Below are 25946 nucleotides of genomic sequence, written 5' to 3' on the forward strand. Positions count from 1 at the left end.
AGGGGCCATGCGCCCCACGGAGTCAGTACACCGGCGGTCTGGTCATCGCACACATCACCGCAACGCAGGCCCCACGGACAAGCCGCTCCCCCCCGCGCCACGCTCTCGAGCACCCCACGGCCTGCGATCGGCCCGACCCGGCCGTCACAAGCGCATCCCCACGGAACCGCCCTGTAATCGGGCGCCACATCTGGTGTCAATTGAAACAATAACATCAGATTTATCAAATATCAATCCGCGCTGAGGGCAAAGCCATGCGGCGGCGGACCTCTCGACCGTGCGCGAGGCAGAAGTCACGAAGAAGAGGTGGCGCGTTGTGCGGCCGGCGCCGCGGGCAGCGCCGGGTTACAGCGCGAAGTCGTAATCGATGCTCAGCGGCGCGTGGTCGCTGAACATCTCGCCGGTGTAGATGGCTTCCTTCTTCGCGAGCGCGGCGACGCCGGGCGTGGCGAGGTGGTAGTCCAGCCGCCACCCGACGTTGTTGGCGCGCGCCGCGCCGCGGGCGCTCCACCAGGTGTATTGCTCGGCGCGGTCGTTCAGCGTGCGGAACACGTCGACCAAGCCTGCGCCATTCGCGCCCCCGTCGAAGAGCCGCGTCAGCCAGGCCCGCTCCTCGGGCAGGAAGCCGCTGTTCTTCTGGTTGCTACGCCAGTTCTTCAGGTCGATTTCCTTGTGCGCGATGTTGACGTCGGCGACCAGGATGAACTCACGCTCGGCCTTCAGCGCCATCAGGTGGGGGTAGAGGGCGTCGAGGAAACGGAACTTGACCTGCTGGCGCTCCTCGCCGCTGGTGCCGCTCGGAAAGTAGACGCTGATGAGGCTGAGCTTGCGGCCGGGCTTGTCGAAGCGCTTCTCGATCCAGCGGCCCTCCTGGTCGAACTCCGCAATCCCGAGGCCGGTGACGACGTCGCTCGGCGCCTCCTTCGTGTACAGGCCGACGCCCGAGTAGCCCTTCTTCTCGGCGTAGTGGAAGTGACCGGTCAGCCTGCCGCAGCTCGGGAACTGGCTCTCGACGACGTCGGCCTGGGCCTTGAGCTCCTGCACGCCGACGGCGTCGGCCTTCTGCTTGGCGAGCCAGTCGAAGAAGCCCTTGCTGGCGGCGGAACGCACGCCGTTGAGGTTGGCGGTGATGAAGCGCATCGGAAGTTGGCGGATTGACAGCGTCCCGTCAGTATCGCTTGCAGCGAAAGCACAACACCGAGGGGCTTTGCCGTCCCGCGAACGGGACGTGATCTTTACTATCCCGTAGCAATCAAGAGGCATGCCGACAAATGCCCTCCGGCCCTCGCCCCCTTGTTCGTCCTACCCGTCAACCCGAGGATCACCCATGCCGAAACACCGCATTTCCCCGACCCTGCTCGCGCTAGCGCTGGGCGCGGCCTTCCCGATGCAGGCCGCCATGGCGCAGACCGCGCCGGCGCCCGAGGCCAAGAAGGATGTCAACCAGCTCGAAGCCGTCATCGTCACCGGCAGCCGCCGCGCCGAGAACCTGAAGGACGTGTCGCTGTCGATCTCGGCGATCAAGTCCGAGGAACTGGACACCTACAACGCCAGCGGTCAGGACGTGCGTGCGCTGTCCGGCAAGGTGCCGAGCCTGAACATCGAGTCCGACTACGGCCGCACGTTCCCGCGCTTCTATGTGCGCGGCCTGGGCAACACCGACTTCGACATGAACGCGTCCCAGCCCGTGGGCCTGGTCTATGACGACGTCGTGCAGGAAAGCATCGCGCTGAAGGGCTTCCCGGTCTTCGACATGGAGCAGGTCGAGCTGCTGCGCGGCCCGCAGGGCACGCTGTTCGGCCGCAACTCGCCGGCCGGCGTGATGAAGTTCGACTCCGCCAAGCCGACCAAGCGCCTCGAGGGCTATGCCAACTTCAGCTACGGACGCTGGAACTCCGCCAACCTGGAGGCCGCCGTCAACGTGCCGCTGAACGACGACTGGCAGATGCGCGTCGCCGGCATCGCGCAGCACCAGGACAACCGCGTCCACAACCCGCTGCCCACCGGGACCAAGGATCTCGAGGGCTACAACGACAAGGCGCTGCGCGTGCAGGCGGCCTACAAGAACGGCGGCTTCTCGGCCCTGCTCAAGGTCCAGGCCCGCGACTACGCCGGCACCGCGACGACCTTCCGCGCCAACATCATCAAGCGCGGCACCAACGACCTCGTCGACGGCTACAGCGATGGCTACTACCCGACCGACGGCTACAACAGCCAGACGCTGAAATCCAGCGAGGTCAGCGCCCGCCTGCGCTGGGACTTCGACGGCATGTCGCTGTACTCGATCACCGCGCACGACCAGGCCAAGTTCTACAGCCGCGGCGACGTGGACGGCGGCTTCGGCTGCCGCTTCTGCAACATCCCGGACGGCCCGAGCTACCCCGGCCAGCCGGCGCTGATCCCCTTCGACGCACAGACCGCCGACGGCATCCCCTATCTGCGCCAGACGACGCAGGAGTTCCGCCTGCAGTCCAACACCGGCGACCCGCTGCAGTGGATCGGCGGCCTGTACTACTTCAACGAGAAGCTGCAGGTGGACAGCTTCAACTTCGACAGCTTCACCGCCGGCGGCCCGCAGAACGGTTACGCGGTGCAGCACCAGGAGGCCAAGTCCTGGGCCGCGTTCGGCAACGTGAAGTACGCCGTCACGCCCGCCCTCAAGGTCACGGCGGGCCTGCGCTACACCGACGACAAGAAGGACTTCGACGCGCAGCGCACCCAGCACCCCACCCTGCCCAACATCGCCCTCGTGACGGCCCACCCCAAGTCAAGCAACTGGAGCTGGGACCTGAGCGCGAACTACAGCATCGACAAGTCCACCAGCGTGTTCACGCGCGTCGCCACCGGCTACCGCGCGCCGTCGATCCAGGGCCGCATCCTGTTCTTCGACGCATCCAGCGTCCCGGCCGGCACGTCGCCGATCTCGATCGCCAACTCCGAGAAGGTGCTGTCCGTCGAAGCCGGCTTCAAGGCCGACCTGCTGGACAACACCGCCCGCATCACCGGCACGGTGTTCAAGTACCGAGTGAAGGACATGCAGCTGACCGCCGGCAGCGGCTCGATCAACCAGAACCGCCTCGTCAACGCGGCCAGGGCCGAGGGCCAGGGCTTCGAGATCGACGGCCAGGCCATCATCGCGCGCGACTGGCGCACGACGCTGGGCCTGTCTTACAACGACACGGAGATCAAGGACCCCAACCTCTACGTCGCGCCCTGCGGCAACGCCAACTTCCAGTTCCTCCAGGCCAACACGGGCTGCACGGTGACCAATGCCGCCGGCCCGAACGGCACCGTCAGCATCAACGGCAACCCGCTGCCGCGCGCTCCGAAGTGGGTGGCGAACTGGACGCTGAAGTACAGCACCGAGATCGGCAACGGCGAACTGACCGTGCTGACCGACTGGGCCTACAAGGACAAGTACAACATGTTCCTGTACGAGGCCAAGGAGTACACCGCCAAGGCGGCGCTGGAAGGCGGCCTGCGCGTCGGCTACGGCTGGGCCAACGGCAAGTACGAGGTGGCGGCCTATTCGCGCAACATCACCAACCACCGCCAGATCATCGCCGCCATCGACTTCGACAACCTGACCGGCATCGTCAACGAGCCGCGCAGCTACGGCGTTCAGTTCAAGGCCTCTTTCTGACCCCGCAAGACGCCATGCGGGCCTGACCCGCGACTCGGTGAAAACCAGCGACGGCCCGGCCCCTTCCAGGGGCCGGGCCACTTTTTTTGACCTCTAGAATCTTCAGGCATGTCAGCCGCGCCCACCGATTCCCTCGCCCAGTCCTTTGTCGCCTTTGCCGTCGAGGCGGGCGTGTTGCGCTTCGGCGAGTTCAAGACCAAGGCTGGCCGGCTCAGCCCCTATTTCTTCAACGCCGGCCTGTTCGACGACGGCGCCAAGCTCGGCCGCCTGGCCAGCTTCTACGCCGAGCGCCTGATCGCCTCGGGCCTGCCCTTCGACATGATCTTCGGCCCGGCCTACAAGGGCATCACGCTGGCGGCCGCCGTCGCGATGGAACTGGCCCGCCGCGGCCACAACCTGCCCTTCGCCTACAACCGCAAGGAAGCCAAGGACCACGGCGAGGGCGGCACGCTGGTCGGCGCGCCGGTGCAGGGCCGCGTGCTGATCATCGACGACGTGATCTCCGCCGGCACCTCGGTACGCGAGTCCATCCAGATGATCGAAGCCGCCGGCGCCAAGCCCTGCGGCGTCGCCATCGCGCTGGACCGCCAGGAAAAGGCCGCCGAGAACGGCGTCGACAGCGAGCACTCGGCCGTGCAGCAGGTGCAGCAGCGCTACGGCCTGCCGGTCGTCGCCATAGCCGGCCTGGCCGACCTGCTGGCCTATCTGGACGGCGCGCCCGAGCTCGCCTCCCACCGCCCGGCCGTGCTGGCCTACCGACAGCGTTACGGAGTCTGATGCGCCACCTGCTCGTCGCCGGCCTGCTGTTGTTCGCGTCCGCCTCCTGGGCCCAGGAGGCCTCGCCGGGCAAGGGCATCTACACCTGCACGACGCCCGACGGCCGGCGGCTCACCAGCGACCGCCCCATCCTCGAATGCACGTCGCGCGAGCAGCGCGTGCTCAATGCCGACGGCTCGCAGCGCGCGACGCTGCCGCCCTTCCTCAGCCCCGAGGAACGCGCCGCCAAGGAAGCCGCCGACCGCCGCGCCGCGGCCGAGCGCCTGGCCCAGCTGGACGCCGCCCGCCGCGACCGCACGCTGATGCAGCGCTACCCCAACGAGGCCGCCCACCAGCGCGCGCGCAGTCTGGCGCTGGACGACGCCAACAAAGCCACGCGCATCTCCGAACACCGCATCAAGGACCTCGGCGCCGAGCGCAAGCCGCTGCTGGACGAGGCCGAGTTCTACAAGGGCAAGCCCCTGCCGGCCAAGCTCAAGCAGGCGCTGGACGCCAACGACGCCAGCGTCGAGGCGCAGCAGGTGCTCATCGAGAACCAGAAGGCCGAGATCGTGCGCATCAACTCGCGCTTCGACGCCGAGCTGGCACGGCTGCGCAAGCTCTGGGCCGGCGCCGCGCCGGGCTCGCTGCCACCGCTGACCGAGCAGCCGAAGCCGGCTGCCAAACCCGCCGCCCCGAAGTAGCGGCGGGGGGCTCGGCCGTCAACCGAGCTTTTTCTTCAACAGCTCATTGACGAGCGCCGGATTGGCCTTGCCCTTGGTCGCCTTCATCGCCTGGCCGACCAGCGCGTTGAAGGCCTTGTCCTTGCCGGCGCGGTACTCGTCGACCGATTTCTGGTTGGCGGCCAGCACCTCGTCGAGGATGGCCTCGATGGCGCCGGTGTCGCTGACCTGCTTCAGGCCCTTGGCGTCGATGACGGCGTCGACGTCACTCGCCTCGCCGCTCCAAAGCGCTTCGAACACCTGCTTGGCGGCGTTGTTCGAGATCGTGCCGTCAGAGATGCGGGCGATCAGCCTGGCCAGCAGCTCGGGGCTGACAGGCGCGGTGTCGATCTCGCCGCCCGTGGCGTTCAGCCGCTTGCTGATCTCGCCCATCACCCAGTTGGCCACCAGCTTCGGAACCGCACCCGCGGCCTTCGCGGCCTCGTAGTAGCGCGCCGTGGGCAGGCTCTGCGTCATCATCGTCGCGTCATAGGCCGGCAAGCCATCGGCGCTCTCGAAGCGGGTGGCCATCACGGCCGGCAGCTCCGGCATCTCGCCCTTCACGCGCTCCACCCAGTCCGCACCGATGACCAGCGGCGGCAGGTCGGGGTCGGGGAAGTAGCGGTAGTCGGCCGAGTCTTCCTTGCTGCGCATCGCGCGGGTCTCGCCGGTGTCAGGGTTGTACAAGACCGTGGCCTGCTGGATCTTGCGGCCGTCCTCGATCTCGTCGATCTGCCAGTTGACCTCGTAGTTCACCGCGTCGACGAGGAAGCGGAAGCTGTTGAGGTTCTTGATCTCGCGGCGCGTGCCGAAGGGCTCGCCGGGCTTGCGCACCGACACATTGACGTCGCAGCGGAACGAGCCTTCCTGCATATTGCCGTCGCAGATACCCAGCCACATCACGAGAGCATGCAGGGTCTTGGCGTACTCGGCCGCCTCGGCGCCCGAGCGCATGTCGGGCTCCGAGACGATCTCCAGCAGTGGCGTGCCGGCGCGGTTCAGGTCGATGCCGCTTTGCCCGTGGTAGTCCTCGTGCAGGCTCTTGCCTGCGTCTTCCTCGAGGTGGGCGCGGGTCAGGTTGACCTTGTGCCTGACGTCGCCGACGAAGAACTCCACCGCGCCGCCCTGCACCACCGGGATCTCGAACTGGCTGATCTGGTAGCCCTTGGGCAGGTCGGGGTAGAAGTAGTTCTTGCGCGCGAAGATGGACAGCGGCGCGACCTTGGCGCCCACGGCCAGGCCGAAGCGGATCGCGCGCTCCACCGCCGCGCGGTTCAGCACCGGCAGCGTGCCCGGCAGGGCCAGGTCCACGGGCGAGGCCTGGGTGTTGGGCGCCGCGCCGAAGGCGGTCGAGCTGCCGCTGAAGATCTTGCTCCGCGTCGAGAGCTGGACGTGGTTTTCGAGGCCGATGACGACCTCGTAGCCGCGGATGAGTTTGGGGGTGGTGGGCATGTTCAGATCGGACTCCGCAGAGCCGCCTCAAGGAGGCCGACGCCCCCTCGGGGGGCAGCGAACAAAGTGAGCGTGGGGGCCATCAGATTCCTGCGGGCGCGGCGAGATGCCAGTCGGTCGCCTGCTGGAGGGCATGGGCCGCATGCAGCAGCTGCCCTTCCTTGAAGTAGTTGCCGATCAGCTGCAGGCCGACGGGCATGCCGCCCGCGCCGCTGCCCACCGGCACGCTCATGCCGGGCAGGCCGGCCAGCGAACCGGGCAGCGTGAAGATGTCGGCGAGGTAGGCCTGGGTCGGGTCCTCGGCGCCGGTGCCGGCCTTCCAGGCCACCGTGGGCGCCACCGGGCCGGCGATCAGGTCGCACTGCGTGAAGCACTGCTGGAAGTCGTCCGCGATCATGCGGCGCAGCTTCTGGGCCTGCAGGTAGTAGGCGTCGTAGTAGCCGTGCGAGAGCACATAGGTGCCGATCATGATGCGGCGCTTGACCTCGGGGCCGAAGCCCTCGGCGCGCGTCTTCTTGTACATGTCGAGCAGGTCGTCGTAGTTCGCTGCGCGATGGCCGAACTTGACGCCGTCGAAGCGCGAGAGGTTGGAGCTCGCCTCGGCCGGGGCAATGATGTAGTAGACGGGGATGGCCAGCTCCGTGCGAGGCAGGCTGACGTCCACCAGCGTCGCGCCCAGCTTCTCCAGCTCGGCCAGGCCGGCGCGCACCGCGGCATCGACGTCGGCGGACAGGCCGGCGGGGAAGAACTCCTTGGGCAGGCCGATGCGCAGGCCCTTGAGCGGTTGCACCGCCGTGGCGCCCTCGCGGGCGGCCAGCATCTGCGCGTGAAAGTCCTGCGGCGGCTGGTTCACGCTGGTCGCGTCGCGCTCGTCGAAGCCGCTCATCGTCGACAGCAGCAGCGCGCAGTCCTCGGCCGAGCGGGCCATGGGGCCGGCCTGATCCAGGCTGGAGGCGAAGGCGATCATGCCGTAGCGGCTGCACACGCCATAGGTCGGCTTGATGCCGGTGATGCCGCAGAAGCTGGCCGGCTGGCGGATGGAGCCGCCGGTGTCGGTGCCGGTGACGCCGGGCACCAGGCGCGCCGCCACGGCCACGGCCGAGCCGCCCGAGGAGCCGCCGGGCACGCGGCTGCGGTCCCAGGGGTTGTGGGCCGGGCCATAGGCACTGTTCTCGTTGGCCGAGCCCATCGCGAACTCGTCGCAGTTCAGCTTGCCCAGGCTCACCATGCCGGCGGCATTGAGCCGCGCCACGACGGTGGCGTCGAAGGGGCTGCGGTAGCCGGCCAGGATTTTGGAGCCGGCCGTCGTCGGCATGTCGGCCGTGACGTAGATGTCCTTGTGCGCGATGGGCACGCCGGCCAGCGCAGCGGCGCTGCCGGCCGCCAGCGCCGCATCCGCCGCGTCGGCGCGGGCCAGGGCGCCATCGGCATCGACGTGCAGGAAGGCGCCCAGCGCCTCGTGGCTGCGGATGCGCGCCAGCAGGTCCTGCGTGGCCTCGCGGCTGGAGACGGCACGGCTCCTCAGGGCGGCGGCCAGCTCGGCCACGCCCATGTCGTGAACGGGTTTCATTCGATGACCTTGGGAACGAGGAAGAGGCCGTCCTCGACGGCCGGGGCGCTGCGCTGGTTGAGCTCGCGCTGGTTGCTCTCGGTGACCACGTCGTCACGCAGGCGCAGCTGCACCTGCTGGATGGCCGACAGCGGCGTGTACAGCGGCTCGACGCCGGCGGTGTCGACGGCGCTCATCTGGTCCACGATCTTGAAGAAGCCGTTGAGCTGTTGCCGAAGCGCGTCGGACTCGGCCGGCTTCAGCTCCAGCCGCGCCAGATTGGCAATGCGGCTCACGTCGTCAGGGGTGAGGCTCATGAAGGGTTTTCAGATGTAAGCCTGGGGCCAGAAACCTAGTGCTGGCGGGCTAAAAACAGGGGGGTTCGGTTATTATCGCTGCCCATCTTCATGGCCTTCGGGGCTGCCCCCTCAGCGACTGATTTCGTCGCCAGCCGGGCGGCCTCGCTGCTTTAAGCACCCCCCATCTTTCGGGCCACGCCCCGCCGGCGAGGCTCCCAGCGCCACACCATGTTCGCCTCCCTGCGCCGCTATTTCTCCACCGACCTCGCCATCGACCTCGGCACCGCCAACACCCTGATCTACGTGCGTGGCAAGGGCATCGTCCTCGACGAGCCCTCCGTCGTGTCGATCCGCCACGAGGGCGGCCCCAACGGCAAGAAAACCATCCAGGCCGTCGGCCGCGAGGCCAAGGCCATGCTGGGCAAGGTGCCCGGCAACATCGAGGCCATTCGCCCGATGAAGGACGGCGTCATCGCCGACTTCACGGTCGCCGAGCAGATGCTCAAGCAGTTCATCAAGATGGTCCACGACTCGAAGACGTTCAAGCCGTCGCCGAGGATCATCATCTGCGTGCCCTGCGGCTCCACCCAGGTGGAGCGCCGCGCGATCCGCGAGAGCGCGCTGGGCGCCGGCGCCAGCGAGGTCTACCTGATCGAGGAACCGATGGCCGCCGCGATCGGCGCCGGCCTGCCGGTGGCCGAGGCCTCGGGCTCGATGGTCGTCGACATCGGCGGCGGCACCACCGAAGTGGGTGTCATCTCGCTGGGCGGCATGGTCTACAAGGGCAGCGTGCGCGTCGGCGGCGACAAGTTCGACGAGGCCATCATCAACTACATCCGCCGCAACTACGGCATGCTGATCGGCGAGCCCACCGCCGAGGCGATCAAGAAGAACATCGGCAGCGCCTTCCCCGGCTCCGAGGTCAAGGAGATGGAGGTCAAGGGCCGCAACCTCTCCGAAGGCGTGCCGCGCAGCTTCACGATCTCGTCCAACGAGATCCTGGAAGCCCTCACCGACCCGCTGGACCAGATCGTCAGCGCCGTGAAGAACGCGCTGGAGCAGACGCCGCCCGAGCTGGGCGCCGACATCGCCGAGCGCGGCATGATGCTGACCGGCGGCGGCGCGCTGCTGCGCGACCTGGACCGCCTGCTGGGCGAGGAAACCGGCCTGCCGGTGCTGGTGGCCGAAGACCCGCTGACCTGTGTCGTGCGCGGCTGCGGCATGGCGCTGGAGCGCATGGAGCGCCTGGGCAGCATCTTCACCTCCGAATAAGCAGCCAACGCGCCCCGCGCGCCATGCCCCTCGGCACCCTCGACCGCTCCCCGCCGCCGTTCTTCCGCCAAGGTCCGTCGGCGCTGACCAAGCTCGCGCTGTGTTCGGCGCTGGCCCTGCTGCTGATGGTGGCGGACGCCCGCTTCAAGCTGATGCTGCCGGCCCGCGCCGCGCTGGCGCTGGTGCTGCAGCCGGTGCAGCGCCTGCTGCTGGTGCCGGTTGACGCCTGGGAGAACGCCGGCGACTACCTGCGCGGCACCAAGCGCGCGATGGCCGCGGAAGACCTGGCCAGGCGCCAGCTCAGCGCCCAAGCCGAACGCCTGTCGCGCGCCGAGGCCCTGCAGGCCGAGAACGAGCGGCTGCGCAAGCTGCTGGGCCTGCAGCCGGCGCTGGTGGTGCCGACCCTCGCCGCCGAGGTGCTGTTCGAGGCGCCCGATCCCTTCTCGCGCCGCGTCGTCATCGACCGCGGCGCGACCCAGGGCGTGGCGGCCGGCTCGCCCGTCATCAACGAGGCCGGCGTGCTGGGCCAGGTGACGCGCGTCTACCCACTGTCCGCCGAGGTCACGCTGCTGACCGACAAGGACGCCGCCATCCCGCTGCTGAACGCCCGCACGCAGATGCGCAACGCCGCCGCCGGCCGTCCGGACGGCGCCGGCATGGAGCTGCGCTTCCTGGCCGCGAACGCCGACGTCAAGGTCGGCGATCTGATGACGACCTCGGGCCTGGACGGCGTCTACCCGCCGGGCCTGCCGGTGGCCAAGGTCACCGTCGTCGAGCGGCGCGGCGACTCCAGCTTTGCGCAGGTGCAGCTCACGCCCATCGCCCAGCCGGACAGCGCCCACCATGTGCTGGTGCTGCAGCCGATGGACCGCCATATCGCCGCCAGGAAGGAGGCCGAGGTGGCCGCCGCCGCCGAGGCCGCCTCGGCGGCCGAAGCCAAGGCCAGCGCCCGCGAGAAGCGCAAGTCAGAGCGCGCCGAGAAGGCCGCCGCGAAGGCTTCGGGAGCCACGCCATGATCATGCCGCGCGCGGCCGAGAAGCTGCTGCTGCCCGCCAACCCCTGGTTCATCGCCCTGACGCTGGCTCTCGCGCTGATGATCGACATGGTGCCGCTGGGCCGCATCGCCGCGATGCCGGACGTGCTGGCCATCGTGATCGTGTTCTGGGGCGTGCACCAGCCGCGCCGCGTCGGCGTGCTGTGGGCCTTCGTGTTCGGCCTCTTGATCGACGTGCACGACGGCGCCGTGCTGGGCCAGCATGCGCTGGCCTACAGCGGCCTGAGCTTCGGCGCGATCACGCTGCACCGCCGCCTGCCCTGGTTCAGCCTCGGTGCGCAGTCCGTCCAGGTGCTGCCGCTGTTCTTCGCTGCGCACGCGCTGGCGCTGATCGTGCGGATGATCGTCGGCGGCATGTGGCCAGGCTGGGGAGTTCTGCTGGCACCGATGTTCGAGGCCGCGCTGTGGCCCGTCGCCAGCGTGCTGCTGCTCGCCCCGCAGCGCCGCGCGCCCGACCGCGACGCCCACCGCCCCCTGTAAACCGAAGTGGTCGTCCTCAAGAACCTCCACCAGGAGCTGTCGCGCTTCCGGATGCGCGTGCTGGCCGCGGGCGCCTTCGTGCTGTTCTGCTTCGGGCTGCTGGTGGCCCGCCTCGTCTGGCTGCAGGTCGTGCAGTACGACAGCTTCGCCGAGCGTGCCGAGTCCAACCGCATCGCCGTCGTGCCCATCGTGCCCAACCGCGGCCTCATCAAGGACCGCAACGGCGTCGTGCTGGCCAGCAACTACTCGGCCTACACGCTCGAGATCAACCCCGAGAAGGTCGTCGACCTGGACGCCACCATTGAGGCGCTGGGCCAGGTCATCGAGATCCAGGCCCGCGACAAGCGCCGCTTCAAGCGCCTGCTGGAGGAGGCCAAGCACACCGACTCCCTGCCCATCCGCACCAAGCTGACGGATGAGGAGGTGGCCCGCTTCACCGCCCAGCGCTTCCGCTTTCCGGGCGTCGAGATCAAGGCGCGGCTGTTCCGCTCCTACCCGCTGGGCGAGGTGGGCGCCCACCTGATCGGCTACATCGGCCGCATCAACCAGGCCGAGAAGAAGGCCATGGACGACTGGGAAGACGAGGACATCGCCAACTACCGCGGCACCGAATACATCGGCAAGCTCGGCCTGGAGCAGGCCTACGAGAAGGAGCTGCACGGCACGACCGGCTTCGAGCAGGTCGAGACCAGCGCCGGCGGCCGCGCGGTGCGCCGGCTCGACCACAAGCCGCCCACGCCCGGCAACACGCTGAACCTGTCCATCGACATCAAGCTGCAGGCACTGGTCGAGCAACTCTTCGGCGAACGCCGCGGTGCGCTGGTGGCCATCGACCCGCGCAACGGCGAGGTGCTGGCCTTCGTGTCCAAGCCCACCTTCGACCCCAATCTCTTCGTCGACGGCATCGACGCCGATTCCTGGCGCGAGCTCAACGAGGACATCGACAAGCCGCTGCTGAACCGCGCACTGCGCGGCACCTATCCGCCGGGCTCCACCTTCAAGCCGCTGATGGCCATGGCGGCGCTGAACACCGGCAAGCGCGACCCGCACCTGGTCATCCAGGACAACCTGAGCTTCAGCTTCGGCGGCCGCACCTTCGGCAGCCCCGAGACCGACCGCGCCGGCCCCAAGGACATGCGCCTGGCCATCGTCACCTCGTCCAACGTCTACTTCTACGGCCTGGCCAACGACATGGGCGTGGACCTCATCCACGACCAGCTCGAGCCCTTCGGCCTGGGCCGCAAGACCGACATCGACCTGCAGGGCGAGGTCACCGGCGACCTGCCGTCCACCGAGTGGAAGCGCCGCAAGTTCAAGCGCCCCGAGCAGCAGAAGTGGTACGCCGGCGAGACCATTTCTCTGGGCATCGGCCAGGGCTACAACAACTTCACGATGCTGCAGATGGCCACGGCCTACTCGACCATCGCCTCGGGCGGCCTGCGCTTCAAGCCTCGCCTGGTGCGCGACATCGAGGACGTCGTCAAGCACGCGGACCGCCGCGTCGCCAGCGACGCGCTGCCAGCGCTGCCGCTCAAGCCGGCCGACGTGGCCATCATCCACAACGCGATGAACGGCGTGACGCTGGAGGGCACCGGGCGCCAGGTGTTCCAGGGCGCGCCCTACCTGAGCGCGGGCAAGACCGGCACGGCCCAGGCCGTGGGCCTGAAGGCCGGCGAGAAATACAGCGCCATCAAGGCCGACGAGCGCAAGCGCGACCATTCGCTCTACGTCGGCTTCGCGCCGATGGACCATCCCAGCGTCGCGCTGGCCGTCATCGTCGAGAACGCCGGCTGGGGCAATGCCTCAGCGGCGCCCATCGCGCGCCGCGTCTTCGACTACCTGCTGGCGGGCCAGTATCCCAGCGAGGAAGACATCGCGAAGACACAACTGGGCCAGTCCTTCACGCCCATCGGCACGCCGCGCCGGGCGGTCGACGTGCCCTTGGCCGGTCAACCGGGCCAGGCGGCGTCGGTGCCCGCTCCTGCGGCATCTGCTGCCTCGGCCCCAGCTTCGGGAGCCTCGCGATGACCGTCATCGAACGCCCGCCCCTGATGAGCCGGCTGCGGCCTTGGCTCAGCGGCTTCGACATCCCTCTGCTGCTGGCCGTGCTGTGGTTGTGCGCCTGGGGCCTGCTGTGCATGTACTCGGCCGGTTACGACAACGGCACGCGCTTCCCCGACCACGCCCGCAACATGGTGCTGGCCCTGGGCCTGATGTTCGTCGTCGCCCAGGTGCCGCCGCAGCGGCTGATGGCTCTGGCCATCCCGCTTTACACGGTGGGCGTCATGCTGCTGGTCGCGACGGCGCTGTTCGGCGTCACGAAGAAGGGCGCGACGCGCTGGCTCAGCATCGGCGTCACGCAGATCCAGCCGTCCGAGCTGCTCAAGCTGGCCGTGCCGCTGATGCTGGCCTGGTGGTTCCAGAAGCGCGAGGGCCTGCTGCGCTGGCCCGACTTCATCGCCGCCTTCGCGCTGCTGCTGCTGCCCTTCCTGCTGATCGCCAAGCAGCCCGACCTCGGCACCGGCATCCTGGTGCTGGCCGCGGGCCTGTACGTGATCTTCTTCGCCGGCCTGCCCTGGAAGCTCATCGTGCCGGCCTTCGTCATCGGCGCCGCCGCCGCGACGGCCCTGGTGCTCAGCGAGGACAAGATCTGCGAGCCCGACCTGACCTGGCCGGTGCTCAAGGACTACCAGAAGCACCGCATCTGCACGCTGCTGGACCCGAGCAAGGACCCACTCGGCAAGGGCTTCCACATCATCCAGGGCGAGATCGCCATCGGCTCCGGCGGCGTGACCGGCAAGGGCTTCATGCAGGGCACGCAGACGCACCTGGAGTTCATCCCCGAGCGCACGACGGACTTCATCTTCGCGGCCTTCGGCGAGGAGTTCGGCCTGATGGGCGCGCTGGCCCTGCTGGTCGGCTTCACGGCGCTGATCCTGCGTGGGCTGATGATCGCCTCCGACGCGCCCACGCTGTTCACGCGGCTGATGGCCGGCGCCGTGACGCTGTCCTTCTTCACCTATGTCTTCGTCAACATGGGCATGGTCAGCGGCATCCTGCCCGTCGTCGGCGTGCCCCTGCCCTTCGTCAGCTATGGCGGCACGGCGATGGTGACGCTGGGGCTGAGCCTCGGCCTGCTGCTGTCGATCGCGCGGGTCAGGAAGCTGGTCAAGACCTGAGCGCCGGGGCGGCCGCCACGGCCGGGAAGCGGATCGTGAACCGCGCCCCCGGCCCCTGGCCGTCGGGCGACTCTCCGCCCGCCGCGCGGCGCAGGCGCGTGTCGTCCAGCGTCAGCTCGGCCTCGTGCTGCTGCACGATCTCCTGCACGATGGCCAGGCCCAGGCCCGAGCCTTCCACGCCACTGCCGAGCGACCGGTAGAAGGGCTGGAAGACTTTCTCGCGCTCGCCCGGCGCGATGCCCGGCCCGGTGTCCTCGACCTGCAGCACGACGACCTGGCCGAACGGGTCCTCGACGACGCGCACCGTGACGACGCCGCTGGCCGGCGTGTACAGCAGCGCGTTGTCGACGAGGTTGCGGATCAGCTCGCCGATCAGCACCGGCTGGCCCAGCACGCGCAGCCGGCTGTCGTCCGGGCTGACGCCGTCGTAGCCGAGGTCGATGCGCCGCTCCAGCGCGCGCGGCACGAAGTCGCGCACGGTGTCGATGGCGATCTCGGCCAGGTTGACCGGCTCGCGCTTCATGGCCTGCTCGGCGTCCTCGGCGCGCGCCATCGACAGCAGCTGGTTGACCATGTGGGCCGCGCGCTCGCTGGCACGCGCGATCTGCGCCAGCGAGCGCTTCATCTCGTCGGGCGAGGCCCGGCCGGCGTCGATCTCGCGCTGGATCAGCTCGGCCTGGGTGCGCAGGCCGGCCAGCGGCGTCTTCAGCTGGTGGGCCGCGTCGGCGAGGAAATGCTTCTGGCGGCTCATCGACGAGTCCAGCCGCGCCAGCAGGTCGTTGATCGCGCGCACCAGCGGCGCGACCTCGTCGGGCACGCGTTGCTCGTCGATGGGGGACAGGTCCGAGCTCTCGCGCGAGCGGATGCGCCGCTGCAGCTCGTTGAGCGGCGATATGCCACGCGCCAGCGCCAGCCACACCAGCAGCACCGCCAGCGGCAGGATGACGAACTGCGGCAGGATGACGCCCTTGATGATCTCGTTGGTCAGGCGCGCACGCTTGCCCAGCGTCTCCGCGACCTGCACCAGCATGGTCTTGGTCGAGCCGGCCTGGCCCTCGGGCGCGACCCAGAGATAGGCCACGCGCACGGCGTCCGTGCCGACCTCGTCGTCGCGGAAGTGGATCTCCCAGGGCACGACGGGCGCGTCCTCGACCGGCACCGGCAGCGTCGAGTCGCCGCTGAGCAGCTCGCCGCGCAGGCCCAGCACCTGGTAGAAGACCGTGTCCGACGCGTCCGCGCGCAGCAGCGCCGCCGCCTCGGGCACCAGGGCATAACGGTCGCGTCCCTTGGTCGGCGCCTCGGCCGCCGCCACCTGCAGGCCCAGGCTGCGCGCCGTCTCGCCCAGCTCGCGGTCATAGGGCCGGCTGGCGATGCCCTGCGCCACCAGCCAGGTCAGCGCCACGCTGATCGGCCAGATCAACAGCAGCGGGGCGAGCATCCAGTCGAGGATCTCGCCGAACAGCGAGCCCTGCTGCGGGCTGGCGCCGTCCTTGGTCGGCATTTACGAGGGGATTTTCTCTAGGCAGTAGCCCAGGCCGCGCACGGTGGCGATGCGGATCGGCCCCTGCTCGATCTTCTTGCGCAGCCGGTGGATGTAGACCTCGATCGCGTTGTTCGAGACCTCCTCGCCCCACTCGCACAGGCGCTCGACGAGCTGGTCCTTGCTGACCAGGCGGCCGGCGCGCTGCAGCAGCACCTCCAGCAGCGACAGCTCGCGCGCCGAGAGTTCCAGCATCTGCTCGTTGATATAGGCCACGCGGCCGGTGGCGTCGAAGGTCAGCGGCCCGTGCTTGATGAGACTGCTGGCCGTGCCCAGGCCGCGGCGCGTCAGCGCCCGCACGCGCGCCTCCAGCTCCTGCAGCGAGAAGGGCTTGGCCATGTAGTCGTCCGCGCCCAGGTCCAGCCCCTTGACGCGCTGCTCCACGCTGTCCGCCGCCGTCAGGATCAGCACCGGCATCGTCGAGCCGCGCGCGCGCAGCTTGCGCAGCACCTCCAGCCCGTGCAGGCGCGGCAGGCCGAGGTCGAGGATGACGAGGTCGAACTCGTGGGTCGCCAGCGCCGTATCGGCCTCGGTACCCGAGCTGACGCGGTCCACCGCATAGCCCGAGGCGCGCAGCGCCCGCAACAGCCCATCGGCCAGCACTTGGTCATCTTCGGCAATCAGGATGCGCATCGTCTTGTCTCCTCGGCCGATGTTATGTGTTGCGCGGGTGGCTCACGTCATGAGCTAGCGACTGCCTAGGATGCTCATCAAGCCTGGGGACAAACCACTGTACAAACATACAGATTGCCCCATAATTCAGCCATTCTTTGGAGAACTGCATGGACGCCCCCGTCAAAGCCCTGAACACCGAAAAAGCCAAGGCCCTGCAGGCCGCACTCGCCCAGATCGAGAAGCAGTTCGGCAAGGGCTCCATCATGCGCCTCGGCGAAGGCGAGGTCATCGACGACATCCAGGTCGTCTCCACCGGCTCCCTGGGTCTGGATATCGCCCTGGGCGTCGGCGGCCTGCCGCGTGGCCGCGTCATCGAGATCTACGGCCCCGAGTCTTCCGGCAAGACCACGCTGACGCTCCAGGTCATCGCGGAAATGCAGAAGATCCAGGGCACCTGCGCCTTCATCGACGCCGAGCACGCTCTGGACATCCAGTACGCCCAGAAGCTCGGCGTCAACCTGCAAGACCTGCTGATCAGCCAGCCCGACACCGGCGAGCAGGCCCTCGAGATCGTCGATGCGCTGGTGCGCTCCGGCTCGGTGGACCTCATCGTCATCGACTCGGTCGCCGCGCTCACGCCCAAGGCCGAGCTCGAAGGCGAGATGGGCGACCAGCTCCCCGGCCTGCAGGCCCGCCTGATGAGCCAGGCCCTGCGCAAGCTGACCGCCACGATCAAGAAGACCAACTGCACGGTCATCTTCATCAACCAGATCCGCATGAAGATCGGCGTCATGTTCGGTTCGCCCGAAACGACCACCGGTGGCAACGCGCTGAAGTTCTACGCGTCGGTGCGCCTGGACATCCGCCGCATCGGCTCGATCAAGAAAGGTGAGGAGATCATCGGCTCCGAGACCAAGGTCAAGGTCGTCAAGAACAAGGTCAGCCCGCCATTCAAGACCGCCGAGTTCGACATCCTCTACGGCGAAGGCATCAGCCGCGAGGGCGAGATCGTCGATATGGGCGTCATCCACAAGATCGTCGACAAGTCCGGCGCCTGGTACGCCTACAACGGCGAGAAGATCGGCCAGGGCAAGGACAACGCCCGCGAATTCCTGCGCGAGAACCCCGACATCGCCCACGAGATCGAAAACCGCATCCGCGAAGCGGTCGGCGTCGCCCCCTTGGGCGAGGCCGAGGGCACGACTGACAAGGCGTGACCGATGCGGCTTGATCAAAACCGCATCCGCGAAGCGGTCGGCGTCGCTCCCCTGAGCGAGGCCGAGGGCGCCGCCAAGGAGTAACCCGGCTCAGGCTGTATGGCGATTCGCGCTCCTCTGTCGCTGAAGGCTCGCGCCATCGGGCTGCTGGCCCAGCGCGAACACAGCCGTGTCGAGCTGCGGCGCAAACTGCTGCGGATCGAGCAGCAGCGCATGCGCCGCGCGCAGGCGGCCAGCGATGCCGACGAAGAGGCCGCGCATCCGTCCGCGCCGGACGATGCGCCCGAAGCAGGCGCCACCGCCGTCGATGCCCTGCTCGACAGCCTCGCCGCCGACGGGTATCTGGACGAAACCCGCTTCGTCGAGTCCCGCCTGCATGCGCGCGAGGGCCGCTTCGGGGCCCAGCGCATCCAGCAGGAACTGGCCCAGCATGGGCTCAAGCTGGATGCCGAACAGCAGGCGACGCTGCGCGCCACCGAGCTGGAGCGCGCCCGCGAAGTCTGGCTGAAGCGCTTCGGCACGGAGCCGTCCCGGGAGGCCAGCGAGCAGGCGCGCCAGACGCGCTTCCTGCTGGCACGGGGGTTTGCCCCCGATGTGGTGCGCCGCTTGCTGAGGGCCTAAGCGCCCCTTGACCGAGAGCGCAGCGGTAGTTTTCACCCTCCGTGCTACATTGCCGGCTGCCCAAAAATGAGGGTTCACCCGGTTACAGGCGCATTTGCACCCCGTGCAAGGCGGCTGCGAAAGCGGGTCGGCCCCGTCCCGGCATCAGCCGGGTTGTTTCGCCAGATCCCCCGCCATGCCCGCCGCCCCATCCTCCGTCCCGCGCCGCCCACTGCACCGCCGCGCCCTCGATGTGCAGGTGTTCGCGCGCGATGACGGCCTGTTCGACGTCGAAGCAAGCCTGACGGACACCAAGACCCACGACGTGCCGCTGGCCGGTCTGCCCCGCAAGGCGGGCGAGCCCATCCACCAGATGCTGCTGCATCTGACCGTCGACACCACGCTGACCATCGTGGCCGCCACGTCCGAGACGCTGTGGATGCCCTACCCCGGCGCCTGCAACGAGCACGGCGACGCTTACGCCCGCCTGGTCGGTCTGAGCCTGATGAAAGGCTTCCGTCAGGCGGTCCAGGAACGATTGGCCGGCACGCGCGGCTGCACCCACCTGACCGAGCTCTGCCAGATCCTGCCGACGGCCGTCATCCAGGCCATGGCCGGCTCCGTCATCGACACCCGCGAGGGCGATGCGGCCGGCAACCCGCCCTTCCAGCTCGATCGCTGCCACGCACTGCGCCGCGACGGTGAAACCGTCGCCAAGTTCTACCCCCGCTGGCATCTGACGCCGGCCGCGACTGCTTCCTGACTTCCCCGACCCGAGAGACCCAGCCATGAAAATCCACGAATACCAGGGCAAAGAAATCCTGCGCCAGTTCGGCGTGCCGGTGCCGCGCGGCATCCCGGCCTTCACCGTGCAGGAGGCCGTCGAAGCCGCCCAGAAGCTGGGTGGCCCGGTCTGGGTCGTGAAGGCCCAGATCCACGCCGGCGGCCGCGGCAAGGGCGGCGGCGTCAAGGTCGCCAAGACCATCGACGACGTGAAGGAAAAGTCCGAAGCCATCTTGGGCATGCAGCTCAAGACCCACCAGACCGGCCCCGAGGGCCAGAAGGTCCGCCGCCTCTACATCGAGGACGGCGCCGACATCGGCAAGGAGTTCTACATCTCGCTGGTCACCGACCGCGCCACGCAGAAGGTCGCGCTGATCGCCTCCAGCGAAGGCGGCATGGACATCGAGGAGGTGGCCCACAGCACGCCCGAGAAGATCATCACCGAGATGATCGACCCGCTGACCGGCATCACGCCCGAGCAATCGAAGAAGGTCGCCGCCGCCATCGGCATGGCTGGCCACACGGTCGACCAGGCCGTCGACCTGTTCGCCAAGCTCTACAAGTGCTACATGGACACGGACGCGTCCCTGGTGGAGATCAATCCGCTGAACCGCGACAGCAAGGGCAATCTGATGGCCCTGGACGCGAAGTTCAACTTCGACGCCAACGCGCTGTTCCGCCACCCCGAGATCGTCGCCTACCGCGACCTCGATGAAGAAGACCCGGCCGAAATCGAAGCCTCCAAGTTCGACCTCGCCTACATCTCGCTGGACGGCAACATCGGCTGCCTGGTGAACGGCGCCGGCCTGGCCATGGCCACGATGGACACCATCAAGCTGTTCGGCGGCGAGCCGGCCAACTTCCTGGACGTCGGCGGCGGCGCCACGGCCGAGAAGGTGACCGAGGCCTTCAAGATCATGCTGAAGAACAAGAGCGTGAAGGGCATCCTCGTGAACATCTTCGGCGGCATCATGAAGTGCGACACCATCGCCGAAGGCGTCATCACCGCCTGCAAGGCCGTGAACCTGCAAGTGCCGCTGGTCGTGCGCATGAAGGGCACCAACGAAGAACTGGGCAAGAAGATGCTGGCCGAGAGCGGCCTGCCCATCATCGCCGCCGACACGATGGCCGAAGCGGCCACCAAGATTGTTGCGGCCGTTGCTTAAAGCCCAGGAGTAAAAGACATGTCGATCTACATCAACAAAGACACCAAGGTCATCACCCAGGGCATCACCGGCAAGACCGGCCAGTTCCACACCCTGGGCTGCCAGGCCTATGCCAACGGCAAGAACGCCTTCGTCGCGGGCGTGAACCCGAAGAAGGCCGGCGAGAAGTTCTCCGAGATCCCCATCTACGCCACCGTCAAGGAAGCCGCCTCGCAAACCGGCGCGACCGTCTCGGTCATCTACGTGCCGCCCGCGGGCGCCGCTGCCGCGATCTGGGAAGCCGTCGAGGCCGACCTGGACCTGGCGATCTGCATCACCGAAGGCATTCCGGTCCGCGACATGCTGGAGGTGCGCAACAAGATGAAGGCCAAGGAAGCCGCCGGCGGCAAGCGCACGCTGCTGCTGGGCCCCAACTGCCCCGGCCTGATCACGCCCGAAGAGATCAAGATCGGCATCATGCCCGGCCACATCCACCGCAAGGGCCGCATCGGCGTCGTCTCGCGCTCCGGCACGCTGACCTATGAGGCCGTGGCCCAACTGACCGAGATCGGCCTGGGCCAATCGTCGGCGGTCGGCATCGGCGGCGACCCGATCAACGGCCTCAAGCACATCGACGTGATGAAGGCCTTCAACGACGACCCGGACACCGACGCCGTCATCATGATCGGCGAGATCGGCGGCCCGGACGAGGCCGAAGCCGCCCGCTGGTGCAAGGCCAACATGAAGAAGCCCATCGTCGGCTTCATCGCCGGCGTCACCGCCCCTCCGGGCAAGCGCATGGGCCACGCCGGCGCGCTGATCTCGGGCGGCGCCGACACGGCCGATGCCAAGCTCGCCATCATGGAAGAGTGCGGCTTCACCGTCACGCGCAACCCGTCCGAGATGGGCAAGCTGCTGAAGGCCCTGCTGTAATCCGGGCCTCGACCCCACAGAGAGCCGCCGGGTACGAGCCCGGCGGCTTTTTTATTTCTACGACATGGACCTGCTGAACGCCGCCTTCCTCATCGCGCTGCTGAAGATCATCTGGGTCAATGTCCTGCTGTCGGGCGACAACGCCGTCGTCATCGCACTGGCCTCGCGCAACCTGCCGGCCACGCAGCAGCAGCGGGCTATCGTGCTCGGCAGCGGCGCCGCCATCGCGCTGCGCGTGGTGCTGACCCTGTTTGCCGTGCAGCTGCTGCAGCTGCCCTGGCTGAAGCTCTCGGGCGCGGTACTGCTGCTGTGGATAGGCATCCAGTTGCTGGCCGACAACGACGACGGGGCCGATGTGCACGCCCACACGACGCTGTGGGGGGCCGTGCGGACCATCCTGATCGCCGACCTCGTCATGAGCCTGGACAACGTCATCGCCGTCGCCGCCGCGGCCAACAGCGCGCCCGAGGGCATGCGCCTGCCCCTGCTCGTCATCGGCCTGGGCCTGTCCATTCCGCTGATCATCTTCGGCAGCACGCTGCTGCTGAAGCTGATGGCGCGCTTCCCGGCCCTCATCACCCTGGGCGCGGCCCTGCTGGGCTTCGTCGCCGGCGAGATGGCGACGACCGACGCCGCCGTGCACGACTGGCTCGACACCCATCTGCATGACCTGGACTACGCCGTCAGCATCAGCGGCGCGATCTTCGTGGTCGCCGTCGGCCTGGCGCTCGGCCGCCGCGCCGCTCGCCAGTCCACCTAAGATCCGCCGTATGGCAAGCAGCGGCAAATCCGGCGGCTTCTGGCAGCGGCTCGTCGGCCGCGTGGCCGGCACGGCAGACGTGCCCCCCGACGAGGCTTCGACCCAGCCCGCCGAGCACGAATCCGAGGCCCCGCCGACGCGGGCGGACGCCGCAGCATCGGGATTGCAGGACTACGATCTCGGCGCCGAGATCGGCCGGGGCGCGATGGCCGTCGTCTACAAGGCTACGCAACGCTCGACCGGCCGCCAGGTCGCCGTCAAGCGCCTGGCGCTGAGCCGCGAGTTCTCGGCCGAGGACCTGGCCGACGTACGCTCCCGCTTCATGCGCGAGGCCCGCGCCGCCGGCGCCCTCGGGCACCCCGACATCCTGCAGGTCGTGGACGCCGGCCAGGACGGCAACGACGCCTGGATCGCCCTCGAATACGTGCTCGGCCGCGACCTCAGCCTCTTCACCAGGCCCGGCCAGCTGCTGCCGGTGCGCGAGGTCGTACAGATCGGCGTGCGCCTGGCCCGCGCGCTGGCCTATGCGCACAGCCAGGGCGTCATCCACCGCGACATCAAGCCCGCCAACGTGATGCTGGACCGCGTCAATGGCAGCCTCAAGCTGATGGACTTCGGCATCGCCCGCGTCGGCGACGGCAGCCGCACGCGTACCGGCCTCGTCCTGGGCACACCGTCCTTCATGTCGCCCGAGCAACTCGCCGGCCTGACCGTGGACGGGCGCAGCGACCTCTACTCGCTGGGCGTGCTGCTCTACCAACTGCTCAGCGGCACGCTGCCCCACCGCAGCGAATCGATGGCGCGGCTGATGCAACAAATCGCAACCGAGCCGGCGCCCGACGTGCGCACCCGGCGCCCGGGGCTGCCCGAGTCCCTGGCCCTCGTGCTGGCCCTGGCCCTGGAAAAACGCCCCGAGCTGCGCTACGGCAGCGGCGAGCAGATGGCCCGCGACCTCAAGGCCGTGCTCGCCATGGATCTGCAGTCCGAGCCCGGCGCCCCCGACGCGGCCGCGCATCAGGAAGCGACCTTCGCACAAACATTGCGCTTGACGCCGGGGGAAGCAGGGCAGAATCCTCGCTCCTCCGCCGAGCCCCCTGAGCCATCGAAAGCCCCATGATCCTGGAGTTCTTCAGCGCCACCGACGTGGGCCGCGCTCGCGACAACAACGAAGACTCGGTCGCCCTGGACGAGGCCGCCAGGCTGATCGTGCTCGCCGACGGCATGGGTGGCTACAACGCCGGCGAAGTGGCCAGCCAGATGCTGACCAGCTTCATCAGCACCGAACTGGGCCGCTGGCTCAAGGACCCCGGCCGCGAGGCCCGTGCCGGCGAGGTCAGGCGCGCGATGGACATCTGCGTGGACAACGCCAACCGCGCCATCTTCAACGCCGCCAACACCAACCCCCGCTACGCCGGCATGGGCACGACCCTGGTGCTGGGCGTCTTCCGCCCCGAGGGCCTGCTGCTCGGCCATGTCGGCGACTCGCGCGCCTACCGGTTGCGCGCCGGCCGGCTGATGCAGATCACGCGCGACCACTCCCTGCTGCAGGAGCAGATCGATGCCGGGCTCCTCACGGTTGAGGAAGCCGCCTTCTCCAGCAACAAGAACCTCGTCACGCGTGCCGTCGGCGTCGAGGACACGGTACTGATGGAGCTGCACCTGCACGAAGTCCAGGCGGGTGACATCTACTTACTCTGCTCGGACGGCCTCTCGGACATGCTCGACGGCGACACGCTGGCGCAGCTGCTGAACGGCAATCCGGCCTTGCCCGAGGCTGCGCAGGCGCTGATCAACGCGGCCAATGACAACGGCGGCCGGGATAACATCGCGCTCATCCTGGCCCGAGCCGAGGGCCGCCAACGTACCGAAGGACGGGGCTGGTGGCCCTTCGGTCGACGTGGCGGTAACTGACAGACTCCCCTGCCTACCGAGTCGCGGCACGAACAACAGAACTTGAGGTCATACATGGGCAAACTGGTGGTTTCGCTCGACGGCGTGGTGATCAAGGAGGTACAGATCACCAAGGACAAGACCACGCTCGGTCGGCGGCCTTACAACGACATCGTCATCGACAACCTCGCCGTCTCGGGCGAGCACGCCGTGTTGCAGATGGTCGGTGCCGATGTCTTCATCGAAGACCTCAACTCCACCAACGGCACCTACATCAATGGCAAGGCCATCAAGAAGCAGTTGCTGGCCGACAACGACACCGTCGAGATCGGCAAGTACAAGATCAAGTTCCTGTTGAACGGCGGCGGCGACTACGAGAAGACGATGATCCTCAAGCCCGGTTCCGGCGCGCCGCCGAACCTGGGAATCACCTCCTCTTTCGGCGCCCTCGGCGGCGCGGCGCCCATCGGCCCGGCCTCCATCAAGGTGCTGACCGGCGCGGCGGCCGGCCGCGAAGTCGCACTGACCAAGGTCGTCACGACGCTGGGCAAGCCCGGCGTGCAGGTCGCCTCCATCACCAAGCGCCCCACCGGCTACGTCTTCGCCCACGTCGAAGGTCAGCACCGCCCCAGCGTCAACGGCATCCCGCTGACCGGCGAATCGATCGCGCTGCGCAGCGGCGACCTGATCGAGCTGGCCGGCACGCAGATGCAATTCGTTCAGGGCTGACACCGGCCGCGGGCCCGCGCAGCGGGCGCCGTGCGCCGTGTGTGATTTCCTCACGATAGCGGCAGGCCTAACTCGGTAATCCGACCGTCCGCGGGCAGCGGGTGCTGCGTACATTCTTGGCTCTGCCTCGCCCGATGCGAGGCCCCCGAATCCGAGCCACGCACCGCATGAACATCCGCGTCCTGGGCTGCTCCGGCGCCATCGCCGCCGGCTACAAGACCACCGCCTTCCTGCTTGACGACGATGTCCTCATCGACGCCGGCACCGGCGTGGGCGACCTGCCGCTGGAAGCGCTGGCGGCGGTCGACCACATCCTGCTCAGCCATTCGCACCTGGACCATGTGCTGGGCATCCCGCTGCTGGCCGACGCCGTGCTGCGCCTGCGCGCTGCGGCCGCCCGCCCGCCCGTGCAGGTCCACGCGCTGCCCGAGACGCTGGCCGCACTGCGCCAGCACATCTTCAACGGCGTCATCTGGCCCGACTTCACCGCGCTGCCCAGCCGCGACGCCCCCGTGTTGTCCCTGCACCCCTTCCAGGTCGGCGAGCGCCTCGACCTCGGTGGTCGAATCATCGAGGTCCTGCCCGCGGCCCACACCGTGCCGGCGGTCGGCTTCGCCGTCGATGGCGGCGCGGCGGCCTGCCACGCCCACTGGGTCTTCACCGGCGACACCGGCCCCAACCCGGCGCTGTGGCGTCGTCTGGCCGGGATGCGCCTGTCCCATCTCGTCATCGAAACCGCCTTCAGCGACGACGAGGCCGAGGTGGCCCATGTCAGCCGGCACCTCTACCCGACCGAGCTCGGCCGCGAACTCGCGCAACTGGCCGGCAGCGTCGACGTGCGCATCACCCACATCAAGCCCGGCGAGGTCGATGCCGTCATGCAGGGCATCCAGGCCCTGCAAAGCCCGCACCGCATCAGCGCGCTGGCGGCAGGGCAGGAGATGGCGATCTGAGCAGCAAGCGGCAAAGTCGTAACAACGGCGCCCGAGGGCGCCGTTTTTCATGCCTGACGTTTCTTGCCCACTGGCGCCCGGCTGACACGATGCGTCAGGCCGAAGTGACGATTTTTGTCAGGACCGGGCGCCATCAGCGCCAGAACGTGCGCTTTCGCACGCCGAGAACGGCCCGAAAAGGTGGCACGCCCCCTGCATCAAGGGGTATGCCCTCCTCCCCACTCATTCTTTCCGGAGTATCGACATGCAACTGAAGCAACGCGCCCAACAGGGCTTCACCCTGATCGAACTGATGATCGTCGTGGCCATCATCGGCATCCTGGCTGCTGTGGCGATTCCGCAGTACAAGGACTACACGGCCAAGGCCAAGGTCGG

At 68.3% G+C, this 25946-nt stretch carries 25 protein-coding genes; 19 read left to right on the forward strand and 6 right to left on the reverse strand.

Annotated elements, in window-relative coordinates; all coding sequences use genetic code 11:
- Positions 1-345: 345 nt before the first annotated feature.
- Positions 346-1140: an exodeoxyribonuclease III gene (locus EV671_RS19445; RefSeq protein WP_132574810.1), complete on the reverse strand. Its 795-nt coding sequence runs from the start codon at positions 1138-1140 to the stop codon at positions 346-348.
- 187 nt (positions 1141-1327) lie between these two features.
- Here EV671_RS19445 and EV671_RS19450 point away from each other — a divergent pair, with 187 nt between their 5' ends.
- The 3 genes from EV671_RS19450 to EV671_RS19460 all read left to right on the forward strand — a co-directional run bounded on the left by EV671_RS19450 (position 1328) and on the right by EV671_RS19460 (position 5103).
- Positions 1328-3643, forward strand: coding sequence for a TonB-dependent receptor (locus EV671_RS19450; RefSeq protein ID WP_132574812.1), 2316 nt, complete (start codon positions 1328-1330; stop codon positions 3641-3643).
- A 108-nt stretch (positions 3644-3751) separates the two neighbouring features.
- Complete coding sequence (pyrE, locus tag EV671_RS19455) at positions 3752-4420, forward strand: orotate phosphoribosyltransferase (protein WP_132574814.1); 669 nt, start codon at positions 3752-3754, stop codon at positions 4418-4420.
- A complete protein-coding gene (locus tag EV671_RS19460; RefSeq protein ID WP_132574816.1) occupies positions 4420-5103 on the forward strand; it encodes a hypothetical protein in 684 nt (227 codons plus the stop codon). The genes pyrE and EV671_RS19460 overlap by 1 nt, the downstream gene beginning before the upstream one ends.
- 18 nt (positions 5104-5121) lie before the next feature.
- Here EV671_RS19460 and gatB read toward each other — a convergent pair whose 3' ends face one another.
- The 3 genes from gatB to gatC all read right to left on the reverse strand — a co-directional run bounded on the left by gatB (position 5122) and on the right by gatC (position 8439).
- Positions 5122-6573 (reverse strand): Asp-tRNA(Asn)/Glu-tRNA(Gln) amidotransferase subunit GatB, encoded by a 1452-nt coding sequence (gene gatB / locus EV671_RS19465; RefSeq protein ID WP_132574818.1) that lies wholly within the window; start codon positions 6571-6573, stop codon positions 5122-5124.
- 82 nt (positions 6574-6655) lie between these two features.
- The gene (gene gatA, locus EV671_RS19470; RefSeq protein WP_132574820.1) at positions 6656-8143 is read right to left on the reverse strand and encodes an Asp-tRNA(Asn)/Glu-tRNA(Gln) amidotransferase subunit GatA; all 1488 of its coding nucleotides are present in this window, start codon (positions 8141-8143) and stop codon (positions 6656-6658) included.
- Complete coding sequence (gatC, locus tag EV671_RS19475) at positions 8140-8439, reverse strand: Asp-tRNA(Asn)/Glu-tRNA(Gln) amidotransferase subunit GatC (RefSeq protein ID WP_132574822.1); 300 nt, start codon at positions 8437-8439, stop codon at positions 8140-8142. Before gatC ends, gatA begins: the two co-directional genes overlap by 4 nt.
- Positions 8440-8649: 210 nt before the next feature.
- Here gatC and EV671_RS19480 point away from each other — a divergent pair, with 210 nt between their 5' ends.
- From EV671_RS19480 to rodA, 5 genes are read left to right on the forward strand one after another with little or no spacing between them, the layout of a single operon-like run.
- A complete protein-coding gene (locus EV671_RS19480) occupies positions 8650-9693 on the forward strand; it encodes a rod shape-determining protein (RefSeq protein ID WP_132574824.1) in 1044 nt (347 codons plus the stop codon).
- Between the two features lie 23 nt (positions 9694-9716).
- Positions 9717-10709: a rod shape-determining protein MreC gene (gene mreC / locus EV671_RS19485; protein ID WP_132574826.1), complete on the forward strand. Its 993-nt coding sequence runs from the start codon at positions 9717-9719 to the stop codon at positions 10707-10709.
- Complete coding sequence (gene mreD / locus EV671_RS19490; RefSeq protein ID WP_132574828.1) at positions 10706-11227, forward strand: rod shape-determining protein MreD; 522 nt, start codon at positions 10706-10708, stop codon at positions 11225-11227. The genes mreC and mreD overlap by 4 nt, the downstream gene beginning before the upstream one ends.
- Positions 11228-11233: 6 nt before the next feature.
- The gene (gene mrdA / locus EV671_RS19495; RefSeq protein WP_132574830.1) at positions 11234-13255 is read left to right on the forward strand and encodes a penicillin-binding protein 2; all 2022 of its coding nucleotides are present in this window, start codon (positions 11234-11236) and stop codon (positions 13253-13255) included.
- Positions 13252-14406, forward strand: a complete 1155-nt coding sequence (gene rodA, locus EV671_RS19500; RefSeq protein WP_132574832.1) for a rod shape-determining protein RodA — start codon at positions 13252-13254, stop codon at positions 14404-14406. Before mrdA ends, rodA begins: the two co-directional genes overlap by 4 nt.
- Here the strand turns inward: rodA and EV671_RS19505 are convergent.
- Both EV671_RS19505 and EV671_RS19510 read right to left on the reverse strand, forming a co-directional pair.
- A complete protein-coding gene (locus EV671_RS19505) occupies positions 14396-15907 on the reverse strand; it encodes a sensor histidine kinase (RefSeq protein WP_132574834.1) in 1512 nt (503 codons plus the stop codon). The two genes, rodA and EV671_RS19505, sit on opposite strands and share 11 nt — an antisense overlap.
- Positions 15908-16579: a response regulator gene (locus tag EV671_RS19510; RefSeq protein WP_132574836.1), complete on the reverse strand. Its 672-nt coding sequence runs from the start codon at positions 16577-16579 to the stop codon at positions 15908-15910.
- A gap of 149 nt (positions 16580-16728) precedes the next feature.
- On the opposite strand from EV671_RS19510, the gene recA reads away from it, so the two are divergent.
- From recA to EV671_RS19565, 11 genes are all read left to right on the forward strand, one after another.
- Positions 16729-17778 (forward strand): recombinase RecA, encoded by a 1050-nt coding sequence (recA, locus tag EV671_RS19515; RefSeq protein ID WP_132574838.1) that lies wholly within the window; start codon positions 16729-16731, stop codon positions 17776-17778.
- 99 nt (positions 17779-17877) lie between these two features.
- The gene (locus tag EV671_RS19520; RefSeq protein ID WP_132574840.1) at positions 17878-18399 is read left to right on the forward strand and encodes a regulatory protein RecX; all 522 of its coding nucleotides are present in this window, start codon (positions 17878-17880) and stop codon (positions 18397-18399) included.
- A 175-nt stretch (positions 18400-18574) separates the two neighbouring features.
- On the forward strand, positions 18575-19141 hold the full coding sequence (locus tag EV671_RS19525; RefSeq protein WP_132574842.1) for a DUF2889 domain-containing protein: 567 nt from the start codon (positions 18575-18577) through the stop codon (positions 19139-19141).
- A 25-nt stretch (positions 19142-19166) separates the two neighbouring features.
- The gene (gene sucC / locus EV671_RS19530) at positions 19167-20327 is read left to right on the forward strand and encodes an ADP-forming succinate--CoA ligase subunit beta (protein WP_132574844.1); all 1161 of its coding nucleotides are present in this window, start codon (positions 19167-19169) and stop codon (positions 20325-20327) included.
- 18 nt (positions 20328-20345) lie between these two features.
- Positions 20346-21239 carry a succinate--CoA ligase subunit alpha gene (sucD, locus tag EV671_RS19535; RefSeq protein WP_132574846.1) on the forward strand — a complete coding sequence of 298 codons (894 nt, stop codon included), beginning with the start codon at positions 20346-20348 and terminating at the stop codon, positions 21237-21239.
- Positions 21240-21303: 64 nt separating this feature from the next.
- Positions 21304-21999, forward strand: coding sequence for a TerC family protein (locus EV671_RS19540; RefSeq protein WP_132574848.1), 696 nt, complete (start codon positions 21304-21306; stop codon positions 21997-21999).
- Between the two features lie 10 nt (positions 22000-22009).
- A complete protein-coding gene (locus EV671_RS19545; protein ID WP_132574850.1) occupies positions 22010-23116 on the forward strand; it encodes a serine/threonine-protein kinase in 1107 nt (368 codons plus the stop codon).
- Entirely contained in the window at positions 23113-23910 is a 798-nt protein-coding gene (locus tag EV671_RS19550) for a Stp1/IreP family PP2C-type Ser/Thr phosphatase (protein WP_132574852.1), read from the forward strand. The genes EV671_RS19545 and EV671_RS19550 overlap by 4 nt, the downstream gene beginning before the upstream one ends.
- 54 nt (positions 23911-23964) lie before the next feature.
- Positions 23965-24618 (forward strand): FHA domain-containing protein, encoded by a 654-nt coding sequence (locus EV671_RS19555; RefSeq protein ID WP_132574854.1) that lies wholly within the window; start codon positions 23965-23967, stop codon positions 24616-24618.
- A 167-nt stretch (positions 24619-24785) separates the two neighbouring features.
- Positions 24786-25571 carry an MBL fold metallo-hydrolase gene (locus EV671_RS19560; RefSeq protein WP_132574856.1) on the forward strand — a complete coding sequence of 262 codons (786 nt, stop codon included), beginning with the start codon at positions 24786-24788 and terminating at the stop codon, positions 25569-25571.
- 244 nt (positions 25572-25815) lie between these two features.
- On the forward strand, positions 25816-25946 hold a 131-nt coding region (locus EV671_RS19565; RefSeq protein ID WP_132574858.1), incomplete at its 3' end, for a pilin.

Source organism: Roseateles saccharophilus (assembly GCF_004342485.1).
In the GTDB taxonomy this organism is placed as follows: domain Bacteria; phylum Pseudomonadota; class Gammaproteobacteria; order Burkholderiales; family Burkholderiaceae_C; genus Pelomonas; species Pelomonas saccharophila.

Coding starts and splice junctions, on each gene's coding strand:
- EV671_RS19510 (WP_132574836.1), bottom strand. CDS start 16,579: ATGCGCATCCTGATTGCCGAAGATGACCAAGTGCTGGCCGATGGGCTG.
- EV671_RS19560 (WP_132574856.1), top strand. CDS start 24,786: ATGAACATCCGCGTCCTGGGCTGCTCCGGCGCCATCGCCGCCGGCTAC.
- sucD (WP_132574846.1), top strand. CDS start 20,346: ATGTCGATCTACATCAACAAAGACACCAAGGTCATCACCCAGGGCATC.
- gatB (WP_132574818.1), bottom strand. CDS start 6,573: ATGCCCACCACCCCCAAACTCATCCGCGGCTACGAGGTCGTCATCGGC.
- EV671_RS19555 (WP_132574854.1), top strand. CDS start 23,965: ATGGGCAAACTGGTGGTTTCGCTCGACGGCGTGGTGATCAAGGAGGTA.
- EV671_RS19550 (WP_132574852.1), top strand. CDS start 23,113: ATGATCCTGGAGTTCTTCAGCGCCACCGACGTGGGCCGCGCTCGCGAC.
- EV671_RS19445 (WP_132574810.1), bottom strand. CDS start 1,140: ATGCGCTTCATCACCGCCAACCTCAACGGCGTGCGTTCCGCCGCCAGC.
- EV671_RS19520 (WP_132574840.1), top strand. CDS start 17,878: ATGGCGATTCGCGCTCCTCTGTCGCTGAAGGCTCGCGCCATCGGGCTG.
- mreC (WP_132574826.1), top strand. CDS start 9,717: ATGCCCCTCGGCACCCTCGACCGCTCCCCGCCGCCGTTCTTCCGCCAA.
- mreD (WP_132574828.1), top strand. CDS start 10,706: ATGATCATGCCGCGCGCGGCCGAGAAGCTGCTGCTGCCCGCCAACCCC.
- EV671_RS19545 (WP_132574850.1), top strand. CDS start 22,010: ATGGCAAGCAGCGGCAAATCCGGCGGCTTCTGGCAGCGGCTCGTCGGC.
- EV671_RS19450 (WP_132574812.1), top strand. CDS start 1,328: ATGCCGAAACACCGCATTTCCCCGACCCTGCTCGCGCTAGCGCTGGGC.
- EV671_RS19525 (WP_132574842.1), top strand. CDS start 18,575: ATGCCCGCCGCCCCATCCTCCGTCCCGCGCCGCCCACTGCACCGCCGC.
- EV671_RS19540 (WP_132574848.1), top strand. CDS start 21,304: ATGGACCTGCTGAACGCCGCCTTCCTCATCGCGCTGCTGAAGATCATC.
- pyrE (WP_132574814.1), top strand. CDS start 3,752: ATGTCAGCCGCGCCCACCGATTCCCTCGCCCAGTCCTTTGTCGCCTTT.
- gatC (WP_132574822.1), bottom strand. CDS start 8,439: ATGAGCCTCACCCCTGACGACGTGAGCCGCATTGCCAATCTGGCGCGG.
- recA (WP_132574838.1), top strand. CDS start 16,729: ATGGACGCCCCCGTCAAAGCCCTGAACACCGAAAAAGCCAAGGCCCTG.
- rodA (WP_132574832.1), top strand. CDS start 13,252: ATGACCGTCATCGAACGCCCGCCCCTGATGAGCCGGCTGCGGCCTTGG.
- sucC (WP_132574844.1), top strand. CDS start 19,167: ATGAAAATCCACGAATACCAGGGCAAAGAAATCCTGCGCCAGTTCGGC.
- EV671_RS19460 (WP_132574816.1), top strand. CDS start 4,420: ATGCGCCACCTGCTCGTCGCCGGCCTGCTGTTGTTCGCGTCCGCCTCC.
- EV671_RS19505 (WP_132574834.1), bottom strand. CDS start 15,907: ATGCCGACCAAGGACGGCGCCAGCCCGCAGCAGGGCTCGCTGTTCGGC.
- EV671_RS19480 (WP_132574824.1), top strand. CDS start 8,650: ATGTTCGCCTCCCTGCGCCGCTATTTCTCCACCGACCTCGCCATCGAC.
- gatA (WP_132574820.1), bottom strand. CDS start 8,143: ATGAAACCCGTTCACGACATGGGCGTGGCCGAGCTGGCCGCCGCCCTG.